The sequence below is a fragment of the Acinetobacter sp. T63 genome (genome assembly GCF_053852345.1).
Genome location: NZ_CM132659.1, coordinates 1,150,070 through 1,169,975, shown reverse-complemented (window position 1 = coordinate 1,169,975; position 19,906 = coordinate 1,150,070). Strand labels below are relative to the sequence as shown.

Here is a 19,906-nt window from a genome sequence, read left to right as displayed (position 1 = left end):
TATTATGTGGGGGTGAGGGATGAGCAACTATAAAGTGCATCTGCTGGATATTGAGAACCAGTTACAGAATTATATTTGGCTGCTGGAACATACCACATCCAGAGATGTGATTGTGGTCGACCCCACCGAAGCCGAACCGGTGGAACAGTATTGCCGTGAGCATGGTTTAAATTTAAGCCAGATCTGGCTGACCCACTGGCATAAAGACCATATTGGGGGTGTGCCGGAGCTGCTGCAATCACGCAATATTCCGGTCTATGGCCCGCGCGAAGAGCTGAGTAAAATCCCGTTTATCACCCACCCTTTGCAGCATGAAGCCCATTTTAAATTTCATGATCTGCAGGTGGATGTACTGGCGGTTCCCGGCCATACCCTGGGGCATATTGTGTACTTTATGGATGCCATCGATATCCTGTTTTGCGGTGATACCCTGTTTGCCATGGGCTGCGGCCGGGTTTTTGAAGGCACCTTTGAGCAGATGTATCACTCTTTAAACCGTCTGGCGGCATTACCAGCGCGCACCCAAGTGTACTGCACCCACGAATATACCCTGTCCAATGCCAAATTTGCCCTGCATGTTGAACCGGATAATCTGGCGCTACAACAGCGTTATCAGCAGGTGGAAGATTTACGCCTGCTAAATCAGCCGACCTTGCCAAGTACCATTGAACTGGAACTGCAGACCAATCCTTTTTTACGGGTGGATAGCGTCGAAGAATTCCAAAAATTACGTGAAATGAAAGATAATTTTTAAAGCGATTTAACCGGTTTATAACAGCTGGTGACTGGCCGCATACGCATCCAGTTCGGTCTGTGTCACCACACGTACCGCATTCATTTCATCAATGCGTACCAGCAGCAAGCCGCCCAATGCTGGTTGATAACGACGCGCACTGCCAAATGGAGTGTAGGCCACCTGCGATTGTTCGGCAAAGACCAGCCAGTCTTCGTGGCCCAACATTACCGCCACCGGGGTTTGGCCCTGTTGCTGCATCTGTTGAATGGCCTGCTGTACGTCAGCTTCAATGGTATTTGGCGTCATCTTACTCACTCCTGTTGCTGTGCTTTATGATACCCGATCTCCACGCCCGCGATGGCTGAAAATAAAGCCATCAATCACTCAGCGCATACGGTCATAGCAGGCACAGATCTCTACAGCTTTTTATCTCGCGCTGGGCTGAGGTTGTAAGAAATACTTAAAGATGTGTTGTCATCAATATTTAACAAATTATTTCAAGGCGGCTAAAATAGCCCATAGATAATATTGAAAATTTAGAATAAAAATACATCAAATATATCAATCAATTAATTTAAAATTTGCTTAAAATTCTGCTGATTTATTCATCAATACACGTTTTTTAGGCGCTCAAATTCTGGATTTTTTGCTGCAAAAATCATCAATCTCAATATTTTTTGACACATTCTTGAATTTTGCCCTTTAAAAAATCTTGATATAACCATATCTATACTTTATTGAAGATAAGGGAGTACGCTCGTGAAAAAAGTGGTAAAAGCTAAAAATTTAATTGCCTTTCGTATTTGGTTAGAAAAACTGGGATATTCAGTCAAAAATTTAGCCGATGGCCGTGGTTTTACCTTTAGTTTTAAAAAAGAATATGGTCTGGTCACTGGTGAACTGGCCGGCAATGCACTAGCCGTACAACTCGGTGAAGAATTTGAGGACCACTTAAAAGCCTGAATTCGTTTACGCACTCTTTGATCGAGAAAAATAAAGTGTTCTCATAACTTGAGCCCGTTGAACCGTCTGTTCTGCGGGCTTTTCTTTGGGCGAGATAAAGGCCTGACAAAATAACAAGCAATAAAAAAGCAGGACATCTGCCCTGCTTTTTCAGAATTTGGTGGGGATGAAGAGACTCGAACTCTTACACCTTGCGGCGCTGCGACCTGAACACAGTGCGTCTACCAATTCCGCCACATCCCCATATAAAGATGCCAATTTTTTGAAGAAATACTCAAGCTGGCCGGTTCAACAAAAGAAGCGAGGAGTTTAACCTTGCTGATTTTGAGTGGTGGGGGCGGAGAGACTCGAACTCTCACGCCTCGCAGCGCTGGAACCTAAATCCAGTGCGTCTACCAATTTCGCCACGCCCCCATACCGGGTACCAACTTAATGCTGGATTTCTCAAAATTCTGGCAGAGGATCAAGGATTCGAACCTTGACGAACGGTTTTGGAGACCGTCATGCTACCATTACACCAATCCTCTGTTACCTAAAATCAAGCTCACTTGATATTTAAGTGGTGGGGGCGGAGAGACTCGAACTCTCACGCCTCGCAGCGCTGGAACCTAAATCCAGTGCGTCTACCAATTTCGCCACGCCCCCGATGGCTGTGTATATTATAGAGATCACTTCCCGATGACAAGCCCTTTTTATGAAAAAGCCACTTGTTTGTTTAAATAAAAAACAAAAGCCTCTATTTTGGTTTTTTCTTAAGCATTTTCAGTGCTTAACAGTGTTTTTAAGGCCAAAAAACTGACTTCTCTCTGGCTTTTTTGCTTGTTGAGCATCACCTCAAGCAAGTCTTGAAAGCCCAAATACGCTGCGGGTAACTCAATTTTAAGCTGCTGACAATGCAAATAGGCCCAATCCTGATAACTTTTGGCCTGTAAACGGCGCTGAGTCAGCCATTCATAGATAATAATCCCCAGCGCATAAAGATCACTGGCCAGCGTTTTGGCTTCACCATGAAATAATTCAGGTGCCATATAGCGTGGTGTGGCAGTCATATTGGACATTAGCGGATCATCTATGGCCTGCAACTGCTCAAAATCAATCAGTTTGACCTGCCCTGCCCATTCGCGCCAATGTTCGGCTTTTAAATCTGCATGTGAATAGCCCAACCGTGTTAGCTGTTCCAGGCTATCCAGTACCTGCAGCAAACGTGTTTGAATCTGGCTTAGGCTAAATTGTGAGGGTGCTAAAGCAAAAAACGCCGGCGCATCTGGCACAATCAGATAATCCTGAAAAGTCTCCTGCTGAATGCACAGCATTTCGGTATTTTGACTACAATAGAATGGCAGTAAAAAATCCGGTGCATCTGCCTGCTGAAACTGGCGATAAAAATCCAGCTCTCGGCAAAAACCCGCGCTCAGTTGCGGATGCGCATCCATCTGCTGGGCTTTCAGCCAATATAAGGATTGCCCTTGTTGAAACTGAAACAGACGCCGCCCCATCTTGAAGCTTTGCGGCTTGGTTTTTAACTCAAAACAATAGTGTTCAAGTTCAGCCGGACTAAACGGCAATAAATTCGGATTTGGCGTGTTCAACGGGGTTCTGCTGATATTCTAAAAGTTCCAGACAATGCTGAATGGTTTTACCCACGCGGGCATGGGTTTCAATCATGGAGATTTTTGGCCAGGTGGCGCGTTCACCTTCGCGTTGTAACAATCGAAACAGGTGTGGACGTGGGTTTTGTAACATATAGCTATAATGACGCCAGCCATATTTGCCGACAATATTCACATCACCATAATAACGCTGATCGACAATGCCATGGCCATGATCGAGCAGACGGCGTACTGCCGGCACACCACCGACACGTTCACGGGTAAAGTCCATAATCCCCTTACTAATCACTTTGCCCTGACGGCGCACAATACGCTCCGGCCAGCTCAGCATATCTTTACGGAAACGCTCGGCATCGGTTTGCATAAATGGCACCACATGCGGATTGACCTGACTGGCAATGGTGTAATTCACATTATATAAACGCGCCATTTTTTCCTGCGGGAAATCACTACGCACACTGCCATCGACCCAACGGGTTCTGCCCATATAGGGCGTATGTTCCCCATCCTGCCGTTTACTGGTCAAACGCACCGGTGGAAACAGCACCGGTACCGCACAGGAGGCCAAAGCTGCACTCCAGACCAGCAAATCTGGCGAGGTATAACTGTTCATGATGCGTGCTTCCTGTGATGCATCATAAGGCGCAACTGCAATATTGATATGCAGCCCGGACATCTTAAAGGCTTCTTCAAAGGTGACATCGCCCAGGTTGGTGAGCAGGAATTTTTTTAGATAGCGCACATCGGCAATACCACCATTGCCCTTTAAAATGTCTTCCCAGCGGCGAAAATGAAAAGCTTCGGTAAAGAACGATTCACCATTTAAAATGTGCATCATCTCCGACGGTTTGGAAATACCAAGCATAGCGGTCATAATCGCCCCGGCACTGGAGCCAGACAGCACTTGCGGCATCAGGTCACGCTCTAGCAGCGCCTTGCACACGCCGGTGTGGAACAGGCCCAAGGTTGCCCCGCCTGAAAACATAATCGCCGGCTGGCCATAGGCCACCTGACAGTTTTTAAAAAATTCGATCTTTTCCTGAGTACTGAGTAAATGGCATTCTTTGGATGCAATAAAGGCCAGACTGTTGCTGACTTCTTCAATATAATCTTCAATAATTTTTTTAGTGCCGACATAGGTCGCGGTAAACAGCATTGGATGGGCAATATTGGCCACATCATAGGTCAGGCCTTCACGCAGAATATACATCAGATCGCTAGTTCGCTCTGCCAGGCGATAACGGCGTAATAAGTTCAGACGATGGGCAATAATTTCAGCATCAAAATACGGCGAGGTGTTGTCATACTTCCATTCCTGCGCCCCCGATTCCTCATCTATTTTTAGTGCCAGATTTTTCCATTCTTCGTAACTCTCGGCATGTTCTATTTTTCGTTTTAATTTTTTGATCCGATAGGCCTGATGAGGATTAATGTCCTGGCTAAACTCTTTAAACAACATAGCTTCCCTCTGCGCTTCGCTGAATAGGCGCTGATCTGTCGATGTCTCCTAACTATGCAGAAATTTCAGACATTCTTCAATTGCATAATTCATGTTTTCATTGCTAAATCATTTCGCCTTGGTATACAGTCGTTTGTGCACCCGATAATCTTTTGACCTAGACCGAAAAGCTGAATAATCATGGCGCATATTGATTTACCCGATAATATTCTCACCTCGCTTGCAACCGTTTTACAGCAGCTCCAGCAACATTTGCCTGAACTCAAGCAAGCCACCGATTTTTCTGCATCGGCATTTAAATGGCAGGATCAACAGTTAAAAGCCATTTACCAGCCACGAAAAATCTATCTGGAAGATTTAAAAGGCATTGAAAAACAAAAAGAAAAAGTAATTCAAAATACCTTGCAGTTTTTAAAAGGCTTACCGGCCAATGATGTACTGCTTACCGGTTCACGTGGTACCGGAAAATCTTCCATTGTGCGTGCCCTGCTAACCGAGTATGAAGCACAAGGGTTACGGTTAATTGAAATTGAACGTGATGATTTATCGGATTTGCCTGAAATTCAAAAACTGATTGCAGATCGGCCGGAAAAATTTATTGTCTATTGTGATGATCTGGCCTTTAACGCCGAAGATGAAAATTATCGTTCTTTAAAAAGCGTGCTGGATGGTTCATTACAGTCCGGTTCAAGTAATTTTGTGATTTATGCCACCAGTAACCGCCGGCATTTATTACCTGAGTTTATGCATGAAAATACACCAGTAACGCGGGTAGATGTGCCACAATATACCGAGCTGCATCCACAGGAAGCGATTGAGGAAAAAATTTCGCTGTCTGATCGTTTCGGGATGTGGCTGTCGTTTTATCCAATGGATCAGAATCTGTATTTAGAAATTGTCGAGCATTATCTGCAAAAGGCGGAGATGGAACTCACCGCTGAAGCGCGTGCCGAAGCTTTACGCTGGTGTCAGGCGCGTGGGCAGCGTTCTGGTCGTGCCGCTTATCAATTCTCGAAGCACTGGATTGGGTCTGCGCAGTTAAAATCTTTGTAAAATGTTTCAATTCATTCAATGCCCAATAAACTTAATTGGGCATTTTCTTATTAAATGGCATATCTAAAATATCAACTATCCGACTGAAAATGTGATGCTAATACCGTCCACTCTGGTAATTCAGCATAATCCTGATCTGCAACGATTGTTGGTATCCAAGCAGTTTTCGACTGAAGACAAAAATTTAATCGCCGCTCTGGTTGAAGATTATTTTCCAGTAGACCTAAAGGAATCCACATATAATCCGTTTTTCCCACTTGATTAGGTACAGGGGATCCACATTGAGTACAAAAAGATGAGGTAAAGCCACTGTCCTTCTTATAAGTATGGACAGTATTCTTACCGGATTCCCAGTTAAAATTTTGCTGAAGAACTAAGGTTGCAGCATTTGCACCAGTACCACTCTGCTTTCGGCACAAACTGCAATGACAATGATAAATTGTATGAATTTTCTGTTGAATGGAAAAATTAACCTGTCCACATAAACAACGTCCCGTATACATCTTTTATTCTCACAACTTATTTTTAATTCGTAGTTTGGCATAGAGTTTAAATAAACTCGAACACCTTCAACAAGGTTTATCATGTTGATAAAAATAAAAAAGAGGCTTTCGCCTCTTTTACATGATCTTTTATGCTTGCTCTGGATTGGTCAATTCCGTCATCGGCCAGCGCGGAGTCGTGGTCACAGACAAACCATCCTGCTGCCCTGCTTTTAAACGCTGATAACCGGCAAAGGCAATCATGGCACCATTATCGGTACACAGCGCAGGCTCTGCATAATAAACCGTGGCTTTAATCTTGGCTAAATCGGCTTCCAGACGTTCACGCAAACGCTTGTTGGCACTCACGCCACCAGCAATTACCAGACGTTTTAAACCGGTCTGCTTTAATGCTTTCACCGATTTTTTCACCAAAGTATCCACAATCGCTTCCTGGAAACTGGCGGCAATATCGGCATCGCGGTTTTCATCACCGAGTTTCTTCATTTGTACCGAAACGGCAGTTTTTAAACCACTAAAGGAAAAGGTTAAATCCTGATGCAACATCGGACGCGGGAAAGCAAAGGCATTTGGATCACCCTGCTCAGCCAGTTTGGCAATATTCGGGCCACCCGGATACGGCAAGCCCATCATCTTGGCCACTTTATCAAAGGCTTCACCGGCGGCATCGTCAATTGACTCACCCAGCAGTTCATACTGACCAATGCCATACGCGGCCATCAGCTGTGAATGCCCCCCTGAAACCAGAAGTGCAACAAATGGAAATTCAGGCGGCGTTGCAGACAATAACGGTGCCAGCATATGCCCTTCCATATGATGCACGCCAATCGCAGGTTTATTTAAGGCAAATGCCAAGGTACGGCCAAATAGAGCCCCGGTCATCAAGGCGCCCATCAGGCCCGGACCGCGGGTATAGGCCACGGCATCAATATCCGATTTTTTCACACCGCTTTGCTCAAGCAGTTCGTTCATTAATGGAATCAGTTTACGCACATGGTCCCGTGAGGCCAGTTCTGGCACCACGCCGCCATATTCGGCATGCAGTTTGATCTGGCTATACAGCACCTGTCCGCGTAAACCCAACTCACTGTCGTACAGCGCGAGTCCTGTTTCATCACACGATGTTTCTAAGCCTAAAACGATCATTAAACTGCCTATAACCTGTATCAAATTTATTGCGGGAACTATTATAGACTTGTGATATGAGATGTAAATGAGTAAAATACTGACCTTCACTTGTGATCGAGGGCAATTCGGCCCCAGATCTTATCCATAACTTAATGAGGATTCTTCATGCCACAAGTTAAATTGAAAGAAGGCGAACCAGTAGACGTAGCTATCCGTCGTTTCAAACGTTCTTGCGAAAAAGCAGGTGTTTTAGCTGACGTACGTAAGCGTGAATTCTACGAAAAACCAACTCAAGAACGTAAGCGCAAAAAAGCTGCTGCTGTTAAACGCTACCAAAAGAAATTGGCGCGTGAATCAGTACGTACTACTCGCCTTTACTAAGATTAATTTGTGATTGACTGCCTGGATTAAAACATGACTACTTTAAAAAGCCAGATTACTGACGTTTTGAAAGCGACAATGCGCGCTAAAGAAATGGACAAGTTAACGGTCATTCGTAGTCTACAGGCGGCAATTAAGCAAATCGAAGTCGATGAGCGCAAAGAGCTTGACGATGCTCAGGTTCTTGCGGTCATTGAAAAGCAAATTAAACAACGTAAAGAATCGGTTAAAGCCTTTGAAGGTGCTGGCCGAGAAGATTTAGCTAGTAAGGAACAAGCCGAAATTGAGGTGTTATCTCAGTTTCTACCAGAAGCTATGACTGAGGAAGAACTTGATTCCATCATTGCGCAAACGATTGCAGCGCAAGAAGCTACTAGCATGAAAGATATGGGTAAGGTGATGAATTCTCTGCGTCCGCTCATAGCCGGGCGCGCCGATCCTGCACAAGTATCTGCCAAAATTAAAGCCAAATTAAGCTAATTCAAGTCAGGCATACGCCTCACTTCCTCCCCGAACAGCATCAACAGCTGTATCAGTTTATTTTCCCGAAAATAAAAAAACTGCCTAAAGTTTTAAGCAGTTCTTGAGTCACTTCTATCAGTGTGCACAATTGACCTGATATTTTTTCAGCATCTGCATTTCTTTAGATGAATACACCTGCTGGGCCACATCCTGCTTGGTCATGTTGCGATATTGCGGATCCAGATAGGCACGGTTTTCATCTGCAGCGCTATACAGCTGATCAATATAATTCTGCACAATGCCACAAAACTGCTGTTGCTGCGCCGGACTAAAACCCGATTGCTGCGGATTCAAGCCCTTTAAAAACTGCCGGGTCTGCTGCTTATAACTCTGGTTAATCTGCTCAACCGCCAGTACATACTGCTCCACACTCGCTGCCTGGACCACAGACAGACTCCCCCAGAGCAATATGCCCATCCATAATTTTTTCATCGCGTTATTTAAAATCATTATTTAGCCAAGAGCCAGAATTCTAGCATTTTAAACCCCATGCCTTACAGAGGTTTCCAGCAGACTGACTTGCAAAAACTGCGGTTTTCGATGCGCAAAAGCCTGTTCGGTCGGCGCCGGCACATAGCCTTCAGTCACCGTTCCCAAACGCAAACGCAGAATCCCAGGTAAATCTAAACGGTAAGAATAAATCGGGCTGCCACATTCCTGACAAAACACCCGCGCCTTATTCGGACTGTGAAAATATTCTTTTAAATATTGCTGGCCGCGTACAATTTTAAATTTGGCTTGATCAATCGGGCTATTCCAGCCCAGCATGGTCCCCTGCGCACGCTGGCAATGCTGGCAAAAACATAAAATGGTCTTTTCCAGCTCGGCCTGATAATGGTAATACACCAGCCCGCATAAACATTGTCCCTGTAACATCATTGTTCTCCTTATTGTTATTATGATTTTTCATGCTGTTAAATTTTGAGCTGTCGTTCCCGCTGCATTTCTGTGGTACGTGTTTTCAGTTTGGCAGTCATGGCCTGATTGTCTTTGGCCAGACGCTGGGCATGCAACAAGGATTTAATCGCCTCTTCCTCCCATCCAGACCAGTATTGCAGTTCTGCACGATAACGCAATACATTCACCGTGCGTAATGGCGAACTACGATCAATATTGGCGGCCTGCTGCATCAAACGCCAGGCACTTAAATCGCGCTCATTCCTGTTCAGGAACTTTTGCACCAGTGCCTGTGCTTCAGCCGGCTGATTCTGCCGGATCAGCACTTCAGCCAGCTTGTAATTCAAGGCCCGATTCTCCGGCATAATCCGCGCAGGTGAACTGATCACTTTATAAGCCTCACTCAGCTTATTCTGCCCTAAATAGATGTCAGTTTGAATTAAACTAATAAGATGATGTAAACGGCGATGATTTTTGGCCTGGTCCAGCGTTTGCTGTGCCAAGGTATAATCTCCCTGCCGGGTATAAAAGGCCGCTAAAGCCAGTTGTGCAGCAAAGTTGTTACGGCTGGCCAGCACCTGCAATTGCTGCTCTGTCGCCTGATTGGATACCACCAAGGTGTACTGTTTTAAAATATCAAATTCTTCATCACGTAATGATGATTTCACCCGTGGCAACTGGTTGGCACGCAAACGCGCTTCACTCATCCGTTCTGTGGTTAGTGGATGGGTAAACCAGAAATCTGGCAGGAAACTGACCCGGCTGGTGGCACGATGCATTACCTCAAAAAAATCGGCCATGCTTTGCGGGTTATAACCGGCGGTATACATATATTGCATGCCAATCCGGTCGGCTTCACGTTCCTGATTACGGCTATAGGTCAGCTGCTTATCCATTAATGCAGCCTGTGAACCCATCATTACGGCAGCACCGGCATCACCATCGGCCTGGGATGCCACCAATGCACCCACCAGCACACCTGCTAGTGCCAGCAGACCCTGTCCCTTAAAAGCTTCCTGTGAACGGCTATAATGACGCTGGGTCACGTGGGCAATTTCATGCGCCATCACCCCGGCCACTTCATCCATATTACGCGCAGAAGTCACCAGACCGGTATTTAAGGCAAATAGACCGCCTGGCACGGCAAAGGCATTAATTTGCGGATCATTAATAATGAGCAGACCAATGGGCTGGCCCATTTGGGTCTGGCTGAGCAGATGCGAGAAGACCGAGAACAGCTGGTCTTCCAGCCACGGATTTTGCGCCACCGGCATTTGACGCTGCACTTCACGATAGACTTTTTCACCAATCATGCGTTCTTTTTGCTGATCGATTAGTCCCACCCCTGCGCCAATTTCTGGCACATTAAATTGTGGTGAAGTGGTGAAGTTTGCCCCATGTGTCGAAGTGAATGCTGTAAGCAGGCCTAAACTGCCTGCTAAAAACAACCGTTTCAAATTGCCGTTCTCAAATTATCTGCTCGTGTCTTGAATATAGCATTCAATATCGAAGAAATATGCAACGAAGTGTTAGGAAGTTTTACGCAAATCCGCCATTGACCGCGTAGCCCGGCTGCCGGCCTTCCAGCACATCCACCAGATTTTTATAGGCCAGCCAGGCCATTTTTTTACGGGTTTCTGCCGTCGCCGAACCAATATGCGGCAAGGTCAGCACATTGTCCAGATTAAAGAGCTCCGAACTTTGCAGCGGTTCTTTTTCATAGACATCCAGACCGGCCGCAAAAATTTTCTTCTGTTTCAGCGCGTCAATTAAAGCCTGTTCATTGACCACGGAACCACGGGCAATATTCACAAATACCGCATGTTTTTGCATCAGCTCAAATTCACGCGCACCAATTAAAGCGGTCGAGTCGGCGTTTAAATCCACCGCGACCACCACAAAGTCCGACTGTTGTAGCAGCTCATCCAGACTGCGATATTGCGCATTTAAGGGTTGTGCCTGGGCCAGATTTTCACGGCGGTTATGGTACAGAATATTCATGTTAAAGCCATAGCGCCCACGACGGGCAATGGCGGCACCAATATTGCCCAGACCAATAATCCCTAAAGTTTTGCCGTGAATATCCTGACCGAACTGGGCCGGACCAACGGTACGTTTCCATTCACCCTGTTTGGTCCAGCGATCTAGGTAAGCCAGCTGACGCGAAGCTCCCATTAACAGACTAAAAGCCAAATCGGCAGTGGTTTCGGTTAATACATGCGGTGTATGACACAGATAAATCTTTTGCTCAGTCAGATAGTCCACATCATAATTGTCATAACCGACACTGATACTGGAAACCACTTTAAGACGGCGCGCACCCGTCAGGTTAGAGGCATTGAGCAAACGCCCCGCACCAATCATGCCATCAGCATCTTGGACATGAGTACGAATCTGCTCATTAACATCACCCAGTTTCGGGCTAATTTCTACCACGTCATACTGCCGTTTCAGCTGGCTTAAAACGTCCTGATCAACCTGACTAAATGCGATAACTTTTTGTTTCATTCCTGATCCGTCATGTGTTTTTTATCTTGCATAGCCTGCCATAGCTGTTTTTTCAATAATGGCTGTTCCAGCATTTCGGCCAAAGCGGGCAACGCTGTAGCTTGCGCTAACTGTACATGAGGCAATTGCCCCAGCACAATGATCTTTTTCTCCAGTGCAATCGCATCCAGAAAACCTTGCACATACACCGAGACCGCCCGGCCATCTTGCAGCTCAGGCAAAGCAAAGGGCCAATTCAGCTCAAAAAATTCTGCCTGTGCCGCACGCTGGATATTGCGCCATAACTGTTGCTGCGACTCATTGATGTGGGTGGCATCCAGCACAATCGTATATTGTTCTTTAACAATGGCTTGTAGATGAAATGCATCAATCTGTAAGGCGGGCTGCACTTCCACCAGGGCTGCAGGTGTGACAGGTTCTGCCGGGCTTTCTACTGGATTTTCTTGCGGAGAGACTTGTGGTTCCGCAACAGGCTGTCTAAGCTGTAATGCAATATCTTGAGGTACTGTCGCCGCGACAGCTGCCGGCATGACAATTTCAGTCAGCAGTTCTGCCGGGGCCTGATCTCGCCATAAGGAAGATGTGGGCAAATTTTGAGATGCAACGTCCCGGGGAATCCATATATCAATTCCCAAACTTGCCAAAATCTCACGTTGATGCCCAATCATCTGCTATCGTCACTTATGTCCATAGGGCTATTCTAGCCGGATTAGTCCGGTTTTGCTGTGCTTTCTGCATCCAGTCATATCAAAGCTGTTCAATGATGATGACACGATCCGCCTACCGCACTCAGAAATAGAGTCCTTAGATAATCATTAAACTGTTTTTCTTCTGCATACGCTCAACCATTTCTTCGGTGGCAAAGCCTAAACGCCAGTACAGTAGCTCCAGTACATCCAGCTCATCCTGAGTGATAATCCGGTCATTCCACAAACAGGCTTCAGCAATACCCAGAATACTTAAACGGTCACGCAACAACAGCCCGGCCATATCATTCAGAATTTCTGCCAGATCAATTGGCTCATCGGAAATTTCTTCATACAGCGACATTTCATACGGTGTCAGTACGCGCTGTAAAATTTTTTCCCGCACTTCCAGCTGGTTGCCGCTATTGATTTGCTGCACATGCAGCAAGGCATCAATTAAACGTACAATTTGCGGTTTAACTTCATCCAACGCCGTCGGGGTATGCAGCGGCAGCAGGTTCAACTCGGATTTGACCCGCTCCAGCAGCAAGGCATCCAGCAGTCCAATTTCCCCATCTTCCTGAATAATTTTGGCCAGCCTGGTCAAAAACTGCCGCGCGATACTGGCCGGCATACCGCCAATATTCTGGCAGGCTTCCAGAAAAATGGAGATATGCACCCGACCATCCAGATTTAACAAGGCATCGACAATGGCACGGCTGACTTCTACTTCAGGCGGAATAAATTCGCGGTATTGGCGAATCATTAAAATTGCCATCATCACCTCACGCGAACCAGTGGCCGTCTGCAAGGCACGCTGGATCAGTTCCGGACGCGGCATATTACGGCGGATTTCCGGTTTCAGCGGCTTGATTGCATCTTTAATGGCAAAGCTAATCGGGGATAATCGCAATAAAGGCAAAGGTTGCGGCGAACTCCACGGCGCATAATATTCACCATTGACCTCTTCCAGTGAACGAAACAGACCAAACCAGGGCTGGCTGCGCAGCTTTTTCAGGTTTTCCAGTTGTAGATCCTGCACCAGTGCCGGATTTAACTCATAAATCCGCGCATCAATACTCGGATGGATATTCAACCAGCTTTGCGGACTCAGCGAGTTGGCAAAACACATATGCGCAATCGATTCCGAATATTCACTGTGAATTTGCGAACCGGCATGGTGCACATAAATCCTGAGCAGGGTTTGAATATTGGCATTGTTCTGGATTAAACGTTTGGTTTTCAGGTCGTTTTTAAAGGTACGCCCGCTCAGGTTTAAATATTTAATAAAACGGGTAATCAGCATGCCTAAGCTGCCAATCAGCCAGATCATGCCGCCCAGTGCAACAAAAGGCGTGGCAGGTGCATAAGCGGTGTTGTAATACTGCTTGCCAAAGCCGAGTTTGGCCACTTTACTGCCCCACTGGCTAAACGTGGTCAGGCTGCTGTAGAGAATTTTCAGCTTGGTATTTTCCGCAGTTTCACCACTTAAAATTTGATGAAACTCATGACTGAGCAAGCCATACAGTTCCTGCTCATCCAGGTTTTGCAAGGCGCCCCAGGTCAGAATAATCGCAATATCGCGTGGATAAAAACCGGCGGTCAGTGCATTTACCCCGACTTCATCCGGCAGGACATACAGCGCCGGCGTATCAATCGCGAAGGTATCGGCCAGCTGTTCGGTAATTTTTAAGGCAACACTTTCTTCCGGCGTGCTTTCAATCAGGCTTAAACGACGTGCACACAGCTGCTTGGCCAGTGAGTGGCCGCCAGAACGGAAAATATATAATTCAATGGCAATGGAAATGCCCATTAAAGACAGCAGTACCGCGACCAGATAAGGACTTAAGCTATGCCAGTAAATGGACTGCGAAGCATCAATATAATGCACCAGCAAACCCAGTACAGTATTTAAAATAAAAATGGTCAGGATGACCGCAAGCAGACACAGGCTTGCAGACCACATCATATTCTTGTTTTTAATAAAGTAGTAACCTACATCTTTCAATGTAAATTTCCTTAAATTACATTGTCTTTAGGCGACATCATAAATGAAAAAAGCGGGAATTTCCCGCTTTTCCTGCCAGTTTTACAAGAATTATTCTTCTTTCAAACCGGTCAAATCTACCGATGCAGCATCAATATTCACATCGATATAATTGTCTTTTTTCTTTTTAGCTGTATCGCTGCGTTTTTGCTGAAGATTATCCAGATAGGCTTCATCAATACCGCCTGCGACATAAACCCCATCAAACACCGAGCAATCGAAATCATTCACTTCTGGCACTTTATGGGTACGTACTGCAGCTTTCAAATCTTCAAGATCTTGGAAAATCAGACGGTCAGCACCAATAATTTCACGAATTTCTTCGACGCTACGGCTAGAGGCGATCAACTCAGATTTAGCCGGCATATCAATACCATACACGTTTGGATATTTCACCATCGGTGCCGCTGAAGCGAAGAATACGCGTTTGGCACCAGCGTCACGTGCCATCTGGATAATTTCGTTACAGGTGGTACCACGCACAATCGAGTCATCTACCAATAACACATTCTTGCCTTTAAATTCCAGCTCAACCGGGTTCAGCTTTTGACGTACCGATTTTTTACGCTGCTGCTGACCTGGCATAATGAAGGTACGACCGATATAACGGTTTTTCATAAAGCCTTCACGGAATTTAACACCTAAGGTGTTGGCCAGTTCCAAGGCCGAAGTACGCGAAGTATCTGGAATTGGAATCACGACATCAATATCGTGTTCCTCACCCCATTCACGCAGGATTTTTTGCGCCAGCTTCTCACCCATTTTTAAACGGGCTTTGTATACCGAAATACCATCAATGGTCGCATCTGGACGCGCGAAATACACATATTCAAAAATACATGGATGATATTCAGATTGCGCCGCACACTGCTGGGTAAACATCTGGCCGTTAGAGTCAATGAAGATGGCTTCACCTGGTGCCAGGTCACGCTCGACTTTAAAGCCCAGTGCCGTAATTGCCACCGATTCAGAGGCAATGATGTATTCCATGCCTTCATCGGTTTCACGCGAACCGTAAATTAACGGACGAATCCCATGCGGGTCACGGAAGCCCACAATCCCTTGACCGGTCACCATGGCCACCACGCCATAAGCCCCTTTACAACGCTCATGCACACGCGTTACCGCATGGAAGATATCTTCTGCTGCCGGCTCCAGCTTGCCGCGTTTTTGTAATTCATGGGCAAAAACGTTTAACAGTACTTCTGAATCTGAATCGGTATTCATGTGACGTAAATCAGTCTTGAACAGGTCTTCATGAATTTCTTCGGCATTGGTCAGATTACCGTTATGCGCCAGCGTAATACCGTACGGCGAGTTCACATAAAACGGCTGCGCTTCTGCACTGCTAGATGAACCTGCCGTCGGATAACGCACATGACCAATCCCGTAGTTGCCCAGCAAGGCACGCATGTGACGGGTATGGAATACATCACGTACCATGCCGTTGTCTTTACGCAAGAACAAGCGACCTTCATGGCAAGTGACAATCCCAGCTGCATCTTGTCCCCGATGTTGTAACATCGTTAATGCATCAAACAACATTTGGTTAACAGGTGATTTACCAGCTATACCAACTACTCCACACATAGCAACCTCGCAGACCAGCTAGGATTAATAAAAAGGATTATTCGTTGACTCATCTGCGCCCTTTCGTTCAGGTTCAGATGAAGAACCAGAAGATTTCGGAGCATCTTCTGATTTGATGTGCTGTAAAGCCTCATTGGCGGCATCTTTGGACATTTGTGTGGCCCAAGGCGCATAAGGTAAAAGGGTTTGAATAAATTTGGACTGTTTCCAGTGCGGCGAACTTTCGACCCACGGCCCAATGCCCTGAATGGCAATTAGCACAATCAGCAGACCTTTGAGGGTACCAAACGCACCACCGACTAAACGATTTAATGGGCCCAGTTTCAGCGATTTCAAGATGCGGTTTAATAATGCGCTCACCATCCAGGTCAGCACCACAATCACCAACACAATAAAAGCAAAGGCCGCAATTTTCTGAACCACCGGATCAGCACTGAGAGCGGTCATTGAAGGCGCTAGAACGGAAGCATATTTTGCCGCCACAATCAGGGCAAAAATCCAACCGACCAAGTTCGCAAAGGCTTTAATAAATCCTTGACGCAAACCGTTAAGCCCTCCAATGAGCAGAATAATCAGTATAAAGATATCGATGGCGTTCATGACTTTAAAGTGCGTCTACACAATCTTTCACAAGTTCCGGGCCAGTATAGACCAAACCGCTATACACTTGTACCAAAGTTGCACCGGCATTGCGTTTCGCAACTGCCTGCTCACCCGAAAGAATACCACCAACACCAATTAAAGGAATTTTGCCCTCTAAAGTTTTGGCAAAGGCTGCCAGACACGCGGTACTCTTTTCAAATACTGGCGCACCCGATAAACCACCGGCTTCATCGCCATGTGGCAAATTCTCTACCCCTTCACGAGACAAGGTGGTATTGGTCACAATTAAACCATCAATTTTAAATTGCAGTAATTGCTGGGCAATAAATTCAATATCGGATGGTTCTAAATCTGGCGCAACTTTCAGCACCAACGGTACATAATGCTGATGCTCTTCGGCCAACGCCAACTGACGCTGTTTCAAGGTTTGCAACAGCTCGGTCAGGGCATCGCCGCTTTGCAGACTACGCAAATTCTTGGTGTTTGGTGATGAGATATTGACCGTAATATAAGAGGCGTAATTATAAACTTTTTCTAAACAGATCAGATAATCATCAACCGCTTTTTCTACCGGAGTATCGGCATTTTTACCAATATTAATCCCCAGTACGCCTTTAAATTTGGCGGCCTTGACGTTTTCAATCAGCTTATCGACGCCATCATTATTAAAACCCATGCGGTTAATAATGGCTTTGGCCTGCGGTAAACGGAACAGACGCGGATGTGGATTACCGGCTTGTGGACGCGGGGTGATGGTACCAATTTCAATAAAACCAAAACCTAGAGCGGCCAGTGCATCAATATAGGCACCATTTTTGTCCAGGCCTGCAGCCAGACCTACCGGATTCGGGAATTCAATACCCATACAGGTGACCGGTTTTGCTGCCACCTGCTGACGCATCAGGCCCATTTTATGACCTGATTTTAATAAAGATAATGTGAGCTCATGTGCACGCTCCGGTGCCAAAGAAAACAACAAAGGGCGGGCAAGAGAATACAACATATCGGCAAAAGTCTACGGCTTTTTAAGTCGGCCTATTATAGGCCCAGATTGTTGAAAACACCATGCTTGACCATTGTTTATTTTTACCGGTTATTGCACTGTCGCCGTTAATTTAATCTGCCCGGCATCGGAAATTAATTCCATTTTTTCAATGCTTAATCCCATTTGTGCCAGCTGGGTCAGGAAATTGGCCAGCACAGAATATTGTGCATGACTGCTTACAATTTGAATTTTTTCACCCGACTGCTGCGATGCAACCGATAAACCCTGCTGCTGTGCCACGCGCTGTACTTTTTCCAGACTGCTGAGCTGTACATCCCCGGCCGGCTTCATGGTCACGGCGTTGCTTTGCATCCACACCACCAGATCTTTTAAGGTATTGAGCCGTTTTTGCTGCTGATCTGCTGCGCCGTGCATATACCACAGCGCCGATCCGACGGCGGCCACCAGCACAAAAATACCGGTAAAAATCACCATGATCCGTTCACGCAAGCTCAGCGTATCTAAATAGTCATTTAATTTTTCCAGCGACTGATCCCAACGCTGCTGAATTTTTTCTACTGCTTTCATTATTGTATTTTCACCAGTCCGATTGCGCCGTTGGCGGCCGGTTGAATATTACCTAGCTCGACCTTAAAGCCTTGCTGGTTTAATTGCTGGGTCAATGCCTGCAAGCTGGCTGCGGAACTGGCCTGCAATTCCATATTCAGACTGGACAGATCATAATTGACCCGTCTGGCCACAATCTGATTCTGCATCAATACCGGCCCGACCCGACTGAGCAACTGTAAGGCCTGGGTATCGGCAGTCTGGCTTTGTTTTAACTGATATTCAAACTGGCTTTTAATATTTTGCTCGGTGACCGGATAGTTTTGCCCAAACCAGTATTTAAACTGATCAATCGCCTGCACCGCGGTCTGATTCGCGACTTTTTTATACTGATACCAGCGCGTGGCATCATAACTGAACTGCACCACCAGAATCCCCAAAAATACCGCAGCACAGGCTTTCCAGTAACCCGAAATGCCCGATTCACTTTTGGCTTTGGGTAAAATATTAAAAGGATGCTGTTTGACTTTTTTCAGCACCGGCACTTCATAATGGAAAGAGCTTAACTGCTCATGCGTGCTGATAGCCTCAATACTGTGCATCTGTTCGGCGGTAAAATTACTGATCTGATAACGCTGTTCAGGCGCCTGATAATCCAGAAATAAAGCCAGATCATCGACCGAGCTGCCCAGATATTCATTTTCACGTACCAGCAACCGGCCACAGACATTGGCCAGCACAATATGATCAGGCTCAGGCACTGGCAGCAATAAAAAGTCTGGCAATAAGGCCGTGACTTTGACCGGCAATAGCGCCAAAGCATGTTGCAAGGTTTCGACATGGCTTTGCGCCACACCAAGTAAAGTCAGGCGGTCCGGCTGCTGAAAATGATGCAGCACTTTCATGGCATCAATTGGCAATACCACAAACTCTTCTAGCAGGAATTTAATCCCCTCTGGCCCCAGCTGCTTGTATTGGGCCTTGTTCATCTGCTGTTGCAGCATCTGTATATCCCGGCTCGGGAAATACACCACTGCTTCTTCACCCTGATGAAGCTGTATCGCCTGAATCAGGTCTTCAAGGGTATTGGCCTGAACCCAGTACTCCCCGCTCGACCATTGCCAAACCCCATTGGCTTCCGGCATCCATATTTGCAACATTGTTATTGTACTGCCATGAAATAAAGTGTGTTGTTATGCGTCTGGAATAAAACTTTTTATTTGTGTCGATAAACCTGCAGCAATGACCGCCTGCTCATAAATACGCGCTTCTGCCAGCGCATAAGGATGGAAAGATTCCCCGGTTAACTGCTCTGCAATATGGGCCACCACATTCATATGACACACCACGGCAATTGATTCATAAGGCAAATGCGATAACCACTCAATAGCCTGAGTCGCATCATCATCCGGTTTAATGGTATTGCAGATCACCACAGGCACATCTTTAAAATAGGTCTGGATATGCGCCAGCGTTTCCTGGGCACGTAACAGCGGACTAACCACAAACACATCCGGACGGATCAGATCTTTTAAATACTCTGCCGTTTGCTGTGCCTGGGTATGCCCACGTTCGGTCAGGGGACGTTTAATATCATTACCATGCACGGGTGGTGAAGCTTCACCATGACGCACTAGGGTCAATTGCATATACATTTCCTTATTTCAT

22 protein-coding genes and 4 tRNA genes are annotated in these 19,906 nt (G+C 46.1%); 5 read left to right on the top strand and 21 right to left on the bottom strand.

The window, feature by feature from the left end; genetic code table 11:
• Nucleotides 1-19 precede the first annotated feature (19 nt).
• Entirely contained in the window at nt 20-754 is a 735-nt protein-coding gene (gene gloB / locus ACVLR6_RS05625) for a hydroxyacylglutathione hydrolase (protein WP_455996001.1), read from the top strand.
• A 15-nt stretch (nt 755-769) separates the two neighbouring features.
• Here the strand turns inward: gloB and ACVLR6_RS05620 are convergent, their stop codons facing one another.
• The gene (locus tag ACVLR6_RS05620) at nt 770-1,042 is read right to left on the bottom strand and encodes a hypothetical protein (RefSeq protein WP_168397375.1); all 273 of its coding nucleotides are present in this window, start codon (nt 1,040-1,042) and stop codon (nt 770-772) included.
• A gap of 453 nt (nt 1,043-1,495) precedes the next feature.
• Between ACVLR6_RS05620 and ACVLR6_RS05615 the strand changes: the two genes are divergently transcribed.
• On the top strand, nt 1,496-1,699 hold the full coding sequence (locus ACVLR6_RS05615; protein WP_005177162.1) for a hypothetical protein: 204 nt from the start codon (nt 1,496-1,498) through the stop codon (nt 1,697-1,699).
• Between the two features lie 158 nt (nt 1,700-1,857).
• Here ACVLR6_RS05615 and ACVLR6_RS05610 read toward each other — a convergent pair.
• The 6 genes from ACVLR6_RS05610 to ACVLR6_RS05585 form a co-directional block, all read right to left on the bottom strand.
• Nucleotides 1,858-1,942, bottom strand: a tRNA-Leu gene (locus ACVLR6_RS05610).
• Between the two features lie 86 nt (nt 1,943-2,028).
• Nucleotides 2,029-2,113, bottom strand: a tRNA-Leu gene (locus tag ACVLR6_RS05605).
• Nucleotides 2,114-2,152: 39 nt separating this feature from the next.
• A tRNA-Trp gene (locus ACVLR6_RS05600) sits at nt 2,153-2,226 on the bottom strand.
• A 33-nt stretch (nt 2,227-2,259) separates the two neighbouring features.
• Nucleotides 2,260-2,344: transfer RNA gene (locus tag ACVLR6_RS05595), tRNA-Leu, on the bottom strand.
• Nucleotides 2,345-2,451: 107 nt separating this feature from the next.
• On the bottom strand, nt 2,452-3,288 hold the full coding sequence (locus ACVLR6_RS05590; RefSeq protein WP_455995999.1) for a protein kinase domain-containing protein: 837 nt from the start codon (nt 3,286-3,288) through the stop codon (nt 2,452-2,454).
• Nucleotides 3,254-4,768: a DUF3336 domain-containing protein gene (locus ACVLR6_RS05585; protein WP_168383937.1), complete on the bottom strand. Its 1,515-nt coding sequence runs from the start codon at nt 4,766-4,768 to the stop codon at nt 3,254-3,256. Before ACVLR6_RS05585 ends, ACVLR6_RS05590 begins: the two co-directional genes overlap by 35 nt.
• Before the next feature lie 180 nt (nt 4,769-4,948).
• Between ACVLR6_RS05585 and ACVLR6_RS05580 the strand changes: the two genes are divergently transcribed.
• On the top strand, nt 4,949-5,821 hold the full coding sequence (locus tag ACVLR6_RS05580) for an ATP-binding protein (RefSeq protein ID WP_180108397.1): 873 nt from the start codon (nt 4,949-4,951) through the stop codon (nt 5,819-5,821).
• Nucleotides 5,822-5,892: 71 nt separating this feature from the next.
• On the opposite strand, the gene ACVLR6_RS05575 is transcribed toward ACVLR6_RS05580, so the two are convergent.
• Together ACVLR6_RS05575 and tsaD are read right to left on the bottom strand one after the other, a co-directional pair.
• Nucleotides 5,893-6,324, bottom strand: a complete 432-nt coding sequence (locus ACVLR6_RS05575) for a GFA family protein (protein ID WP_104484024.1) — start codon at nt 6,322-6,324, stop codon at nt 5,893-5,895.
• 129 nt (nt 6,325-6,453) lie between these two features.
• A complete protein-coding gene (gene tsaD, locus ACVLR6_RS05570; protein ID WP_075175188.1) occupies nt 6,454-7,470 on the bottom strand; it encodes a tRNA (adenosine(37)-N6)-threonylcarbamoyltransferase complex transferase subunit TsaD in 1,017 nt (338 codons plus the stop codon).
• A gap of 147 nt (nt 7,471-7,617) precedes the next feature.
• On the opposite strand from tsaD, the gene rpsU reads away from it, so the two are divergent.
• Complete coding sequence (rpsU, locus tag ACVLR6_RS05565; RefSeq protein ID WP_001136722.1) at nt 7,618-7,833, top strand: 30S ribosomal protein S21; 216 nt, start codon at nt 7,618-7,620, stop codon at nt 7,831-7,833.
• Nucleotides 7,834-7,866: 33 nt separating this feature from the next.
• Nucleotides 7,867-8,313, top strand: a complete 447-nt coding sequence (locus tag ACVLR6_RS05560; RefSeq protein ID WP_005177146.1) for a GatB/YqeY domain-containing protein — start codon at nt 7,867-7,869, stop codon at nt 8,311-8,313.
• Between the two features lie 117 nt (nt 8,314-8,430).
• Here ACVLR6_RS05560 and ACVLR6_RS05555 read toward each other — a convergent pair whose 3' ends face one another.
• The 12 genes from ACVLR6_RS05555 to sixA form a co-directional block, all read right to left on the bottom strand.
• Entirely contained in the window at nt 8,431-8,787 is a 357-nt protein-coding gene (locus tag ACVLR6_RS05555) for a hypothetical protein (protein WP_075166807.1), read from the bottom strand.
• 48 nt (nt 8,788-8,835) lie between these two features.
• Nucleotides 8,836-9,231, bottom strand: coding sequence for a GFA family protein (locus ACVLR6_RS05550; protein ID WP_168416327.1), 396 nt, complete (start codon nt 9,229-9,231; stop codon nt 8,836-8,838).
• Nucleotides 9,232-9,269: 38 nt separating this feature from the next.
• Nucleotides 9,270-10,709, bottom strand: a complete 1,440-nt coding sequence (locus ACVLR6_RS05545) for a M48 family metalloprotease (protein ID WP_455995997.1) — start codon at nt 10,707-10,709, stop codon at nt 9,270-9,272.
• A gap of 82 nt (nt 10,710-10,791) precedes the next feature.
• Nucleotides 10,792-11,760: a 2-hydroxyacid dehydrogenase gene (locus ACVLR6_RS05540; RefSeq protein ID WP_455995995.1), complete on the bottom strand. Its 969-nt coding sequence runs from the start codon at nt 11,758-11,760 to the stop codon at nt 10,792-10,794.
• Nucleotides 11,757-12,428, bottom strand: coding sequence for a hypothetical protein (locus tag ACVLR6_RS05535; protein ID WP_455995993.1), 672 nt, complete (start codon nt 12,426-12,428; stop codon nt 11,757-11,759). The genes ACVLR6_RS05540 and ACVLR6_RS05535 overlap by 4 nt, the downstream gene beginning before the upstream one ends.
• A gap of 136 nt (nt 12,429-12,564) precedes the next feature.
• Nucleotides 12,565-14,454: a M48 family metallopeptidase gene (locus tag ACVLR6_RS05530; RefSeq protein WP_455995991.1), complete on the bottom strand. Its 1,890-nt coding sequence runs from the start codon at nt 14,452-14,454 to the stop codon at nt 12,565-12,567.
• Between the two features lie 90 nt (nt 14,455-14,544).
• On the bottom strand, nt 14,545-16,083 hold the full coding sequence (gene purF, locus ACVLR6_RS05525) for an amidophosphoribosyltransferase (protein ID WP_005177128.1): 1,539 nt from the start codon (nt 16,081-16,083) through the stop codon (nt 14,545-14,547).
• Nucleotides 16,084-16,107: 24 nt separating this feature from the next.
• Nucleotides 16,108-16,683, bottom strand: a complete 576-nt coding sequence (locus ACVLR6_RS05520) for a CvpA family protein (protein ID WP_152342328.1) — start codon at nt 16,681-16,683, stop codon at nt 16,108-16,110.
• 4 nt (nt 16,684-16,687) lie between these two features.
• Entirely contained in the window at nt 16,688-17,689 is a 1,002-nt protein-coding gene (locus ACVLR6_RS05515; protein ID WP_016658357.1) for a quinone-dependent dihydroorotate dehydrogenase, read from the bottom strand.
• 90 nt (nt 17,690-17,779) lie between these two features.
• A complete protein-coding gene (gene gspM / locus ACVLR6_RS05510; protein WP_075175184.1) occupies nt 17,780-18,259 on the bottom strand; it encodes a type II secretion system protein GspM in 480 nt (159 codons plus the stop codon).
• Nucleotides 18,259-19,398: a type II secretion system protein GspL gene (gene gspL, locus ACVLR6_RS05505; RefSeq protein ID WP_180103454.1), complete on the bottom strand. Its 1,140-nt coding sequence runs from the start codon at nt 19,396-19,398 to the stop codon at nt 18,259-18,261. The genes gspM and gspL overlap by 1 nt, the downstream gene beginning before the upstream one ends.
• 33 nt (nt 19,399-19,431) lie before the next feature.
• Nucleotides 19,432-19,887, bottom strand: a complete 456-nt coding sequence (sixA, locus tag ACVLR6_RS05500; protein WP_163142241.1) for a phosphohistidine phosphatase SixA — start codon at nt 19,885-19,887, stop codon at nt 19,432-19,434.
• Nucleotides 19,888-19,906 lie beyond the last annotated feature (19 nt).

Excerpts from the sequence above, each read along its gene's own strand:
- rpsU (WP_001136722.1), top strand. The coding sequence starts at position 7,618 with ATGCCACAAGTTAAATTGAAAGAAGGCGAACCAGTAGACGTAGCTATC.
- ACVLR6_RS05555 (WP_075166807.1), bottom strand. The coding sequence starts at position 8,787 with ATGAAAAAATTATGGATGGGCATATTGCTCTGGGGGAGTCTGTCTGTG.
- ACVLR6_RS05585 (WP_168383937.1), bottom strand. The coding sequence starts at position 4,768 with ATGTTGTTTAAAGAGTTTAGCCAGGACATTAATCCTCATCAGGCCTAT.
- ACVLR6_RS05620 (WP_168397375.1), bottom strand. The coding sequence starts at position 1,042 with ATGACGCCAAATACCATTGAAGCTGACGTACAGCAGGCCATTCAACAG.
- gspM (WP_075175184.1), bottom strand. The coding sequence starts at position 18,259 with ATGAAAGCAGTAGAAAAAATTCAGCAGCGTTGGGATCAGTCGCTGGAA.
- sixA (WP_163142241.1), bottom strand. The coding sequence starts at position 19,887 with ATGCAATTGACCCTAGTGCGTCATGGTGAAGCTTCACCACCCGTGCAT.
- ACVLR6_RS05580 (WP_180108397.1), top strand. The coding sequence starts at position 4,949 with ATGGCGCATATTGATTTACCCGATAATATTCTCACCTCGCTTGCAACC.
- gspL (WP_180103454.1), bottom strand. The coding sequence starts at position 19,398 with ATGTTGCAAATATGGATGCCGGAAGCCAATGGGGTTTGGCAATGGTCG.
- ACVLR6_RS05520 (WP_152342328.1), bottom strand. The coding sequence starts at position 16,683 with ATGAACGCCATCGATATCTTTATACTGATTATTCTGCTCATTGGAGGG.
- gloB (WP_455996001.1), top strand. The coding sequence starts at position 20 with ATGAGCAACTATAAAGTGCATCTGCTGGATATTGAGAACCAGTTACAG.
- ACVLR6_RS05560 (WP_005177146.1), top strand. The coding sequence starts at position 7,867 with ATGACTACTTTAAAAAGCCAGATTACTGACGTTTTGAAAGCGACAATG.
- tsaD (WP_075175188.1), bottom strand. The coding sequence starts at position 7,470 with ATGATCGTTTTAGGCTTAGAAACATCGTGTGATGAAACAGGACTCGCG.
- purF (WP_005177128.1), bottom strand. The coding sequence starts at position 16,083 with ATGTGTGGAGTAGTTGGTATAGCTGGTAAATCACCTGTTAACCAAATG.
- ACVLR6_RS05550 (WP_168416327.1), bottom strand. The coding sequence starts at position 9,231 with ATGTTACAGGGACAATGTTTATGCGGGCTGGTGTATTACCATTATCAG.
- ACVLR6_RS05535 (WP_455995993.1), bottom strand. The coding sequence starts at position 12,428 with ATGATTGGGCATCAACGTGAGATTTTGGCAAGTTTGGGAATTGATATA.
- ACVLR6_RS05575 (WP_104484024.1), bottom strand. The coding sequence starts at position 6,324 with ATGTATACGGGACGTTGTTTATGTGGACAGGTTAATTTTTCCATTCAA.
- ACVLR6_RS05515 (WP_016658357.1), bottom strand. The coding sequence starts at position 17,689 with ATGTTGTATTCTCTTGCCCGCCCTTTGTTGTTTTCTTTGGCACCGGAG.
- ACVLR6_RS05540 (WP_455995995.1), bottom strand. The coding sequence starts at position 11,760 with ATGAAACAAAAAGTTATCGCATTTAGTCAGGTTGATCAGGACGTTTTA.